The following is a 3,557-nucleotide window of genomic DNA, read 5'->3' as shown; positions in this document are numbered from 1 at the left end:
ACGCCGCCAGTGTCTTCGCGTAACGTCGGCAGTCGTGACCCTCGGGCTGTACCCTTTTCGGGCCTGCCAGCACCGATCAGATTCGGACATCCTAGGAGTAGGATCGCCAGGCTCCGCCTGACACGGAACGAGCCTCCGCCGGGTTCTGAACGCACCTAATGAACGTCCGTAATGTCGGTATTCCCCGCCATGATCGTCACCTTGTTCCGCGTTGCTTGCATCTAGGGAAGGGCTGCGTGAGGAAGACTTCGTCGATCAGCCCGCCGTAGGCAGGCGTGCTTGTGGGCTCCGGTCGTTTCACGTGGAACGCACTCTTCGGTAGGAGCTTCCTAAACTTCAAGCCTAGTGGCTAACTACTGCGGCAGTGGCAGCAATTTGGATTAGGAAATCCAAAACGCATACGGATCGATGCAGTTCTCTTGCGGACTCTCAGACCGAACGCGCCCACGGCTGTCTTTCACGAGTACTAGAAAACTCGTTCTGGCGTCATTTCTGTATGACCAACGGCCCTTCGTCGAACTCGGCAGCGATCGCTCGTCCTGCAACCCGGCTCGGAGAGCAAGGAGCGTCCTGATGCTTCACGTGAAACCGCACGAAAGGCCGATGAGCACTCATTCCCACACGCGGTACACAAAAGCCGGGTCTCCCAATGGGTGACCCGGCTAATGGAGTAGTCGAAACCTATTTCTACAGGAACTGCGCGAACTCCTGCTCCAGCACCTGCTTCGGCTTCGCACCGATCGAGGTGGCTGCAACTTGGCCATCCTTGAAGACGAACACAGCAGGAATCGACGTAATGCCGTATTTCGCCGCAGTCGCAGGATTGTCATCGACGTTCAGTTTGACGACTTCGATCTTCTCAGAGTGCTCCGCAGCGATATCGTCAAGGATGGGAGAGAGCTTGCGGCAGGGACCGCACCACTCTGCCCAAAAATCAACCAGAACTGGTTTAGCAGCGTTGATAACGTCCGCTTCGAACGATGAATCTGTTACTTCTTTAGCGTTGCTCATACTCTCTACTCCTTCTCGAGGGTTAGACGGTAGCCTTTTCAGACACCTGTTCAGCCAGGGGGGTCGGGACTTCCGCGGCGGTCTCTACTGAATCGCCAAGATCGGCAAGATAATGCTCGACGTCGATGGCCGCGACACATCCCGAACCGGAGGCTGTGATCGCCTGGCGGTAGGTGGGATCAATGACGTCCCCCGCTGCGAAGACGCCCGGGAGTGACGTCTTCGAGGTGCGGCCGAGCACGGCGATGGTGCCCTCCTCGGTCAGCTTCAGCTGATCCTTGACGAGGTCGATTCTGGGATCGTTGCCGATAGCGACAAACACGCCCGTGACAGCGAGTTCGCGGGTCGAGTCATCCACAGTACTGGACAGCGTCAATCCGGTGACCTTGTCGGCGCCGTGAATCGCGGTTACTTCAGCATTCCACTCGAACCGGATCTTTTCGTGAGCCAACGCTCGGTCTTGCATGATGCGGGAGGCCCGAAGTGAATCACGACGGTGTACGACGGTGACCGACCGGGCGAACTTGGTGAGGAAGAGTGCTTCCTCCATAGCGGAGTCGCCGCCTCCGATAACCGCGATGTCCTGGTTCTTGAAGAAGAATCCGTCACACGTTGCGCACCAACTGACGCCGTGTCCGGAGAGCCGCTTCTCGTCTTCGAGTCCAAGCTCCCGGTAGGCCGACCCAGTGGAGATGATGACAGCGCGTGCCCGGAAGGTTTCTCCGGTGCCGATAGTCACGGTCTTGATATCGCCCGAGAGGTCAACCGAGGTGACGTCCTCGAACAGAATCTCGGTTCCGAAGCGGGCTGCCTGCTTCTCAAAGTTCTCCATGAGGTCTGGTCCCATTACCCCCTCAGGGAACCCGGGGTAGTTCTCCACATCGGTCGTGTTCATCAGCTCTCCACCGGCGGTGACTGAACTGGCGATCAGCAGAGGTGAAAGGTTCGCCCGGGCGGTGTATACGGCGGCTGTGTAGCCAGCGGGACCGGATCCGACGATGATGACTTCGCGGATGTCGTCGGACGCTTTACTTCCGACTTGTGTCTCGGTGCTCACGGAATGAAGGAACCTTTCTATCGGTCAGTACGACCAAACCTGATAGTCCGATCGCGATCACTTGCATCAACGACACTCCGACCTGCGTTATTCCGCGAGATCGAAGAGCCAGGCGGAGGCGCTAGGAGATATTGATCTCTGCGATGCGCATACCCCAGGGGTACTGTGCCTGGACGTTTGAGAGGCGGGGCAGCTGCGTGAAGTTCACGATTACATACTGAGCTGTAGGCGGTACACCGTCGACATCCGGCACATTGAAGGTTGCTGATGGACTGGTGAACCCCGACTGTGCCACCTGGGTAGCGCCGTCCAGCGTAGGTTCGTCATTCAGCAACACGGTAAAGCTGCCGCCCGAACTGTTCAGCTGTTCAATCACGATTTCGGAGACGTTTGACGGCTCCTCCAGCTCAACTACCAACGCCATATTCTGGGCCAGTCCACCGAAGGTCTCGTTCGCATAGACCAGGGTGCCCCAGAAGCTTGCGGGGTTGTCGTCGATGATTGCGGGAAGATCGGCGTCTGTCTGCGAGTTGAGTTCGGGATTGTCCGGTACAAGACGGGTGACATTCACTGCTACCGGCTCCACCAGTTCAGGCTCAGGAGTGGCTGAACTGGACGCAGGAGGCGTTGCGTTCTCACTGGCGGAGGCTTCCGGGCTGCTCTCTGCAGTTCCACTTTCGTTCGCGACCGGTGGGTCGAAGACAGGCCGAAGCTGAGTTACCGCAAGTATGACGGCGGCGACAATGACAATAGCGAGGACGATACCGACCAGCAGCCTGGTGAAGCGTGGATTGTTCTCGCGGTCTTCATCGTCGGCGTAGTCCTCGTACGCGTCGTCGTCGTCGTACTGGGTTGCGCCGGCGGCAGCACCACCGGCCGCAGCCCCCGCGGGAAAGCGGGACGGCGGCCGCCGGGAGGAAGCGTCCTCTGTGCGGTCCTGTTCGTCTTCAGACCAGAGGGAGACCTTCGGGCGCTGATTCTGCTCGTCCGCCGCAATCACACGGGGAGGCGCGCTCGGCGGTGGGGGCACACTGGCGCTGCCGGCGGGGCGGGATGCCGATATGTTCTGGGGAGCGGTGCCAGGCTCTGAGCGAGTTGACCCAGCCGCCGCAGCACCTGCAGCGGCGCCACCTGCCGCTGCACGCCCGAAGCGCGGCATTCTGGCCTTGGGGAGGCGTGATGGGCGACGCTCCTCCTCGTGGTCATAATGATCGTCGTCGTCGTACGTTTCCGGCTCCGTGGAGCGGGCCACGCCAAAGATCTCCGAACCAAGCGTGTCCGTGAAGAACGGCTCGATGTAGGGTGCGTCCTGCTGGATCACGAGGTCCAGCAGGTCCGCAGCAGGAGCGCGGTTGGTGACGAGGTACGTGCCGGCGTCGGTGATTCCAAGATCGAGCACCTGGATGTTTCCTGGCCGCTCGCCGGTGGCAACTTCTCGCGCGCTGGTAGCAACCTGGCCGGCATTGGAGGGCGATGCCACGAGTATGCT

Annotated in this window: 3 protein-coding genes; all 3 read right to left on the bottom strand. The window is 59.8% G+C overall.

What is annotated here, in order from left to right; all coding sequences use genetic code 11:
* Positions 1 to 687 precede the first annotated feature (687 nt).
* On the bottom strand, positions 688 to 1,011 hold the full coding sequence (gene trxA / locus RIF85_RS15145) for a thioredoxin (RefSeq protein ID WP_309072732.1): 324 nt from the start codon (positions 1,009 to 1,011) through the stop codon (positions 688 to 690).
* Between the two features lie 22 nt (positions 1,012 to 1,033).
* Positions 1,034 to 2,068: a thioredoxin-disulfide reductase gene (gene trxB, locus RIF85_RS15140; RefSeq protein ID WP_309072731.1), complete on the bottom strand. Its 1,035-nt coding sequence runs from the start codon at positions 2,066 to 2,068 to the stop codon at positions 1,034 to 1,036.
* A 121-nt stretch (positions 2,069 to 2,189) separates the two neighbouring features.
* On the bottom strand, positions 2,190 to 3,557 hold a 1,368-nt coding region (locus RIF85_RS15135; RefSeq protein WP_309072730.1), incomplete at its 5' end, for an ABC transporter substrate-binding protein.

This window comes from Arthrobacter sp., from assembly GCF_031179385.1.
Taxonomy (GTDB): domain Bacteria; phylum Actinomycetota; class Actinomycetes; order Actinomycetales; family Micrococcaceae; genus Arthrobacter_D.
Note: the sequence above shows the minus strand (reverse complement) of the source record. Positions and strands in the feature narration are given on the sequence as shown.

Excerpts from the sequence above, each read along its gene's own strand:
- trxA (WP_309072732.1), bottom strand. The coding sequence starts at position 1,011 with ATGAGCAACGCTAAAGAAGTAACAGATTCATCGTTCGAAGCGGACGTT.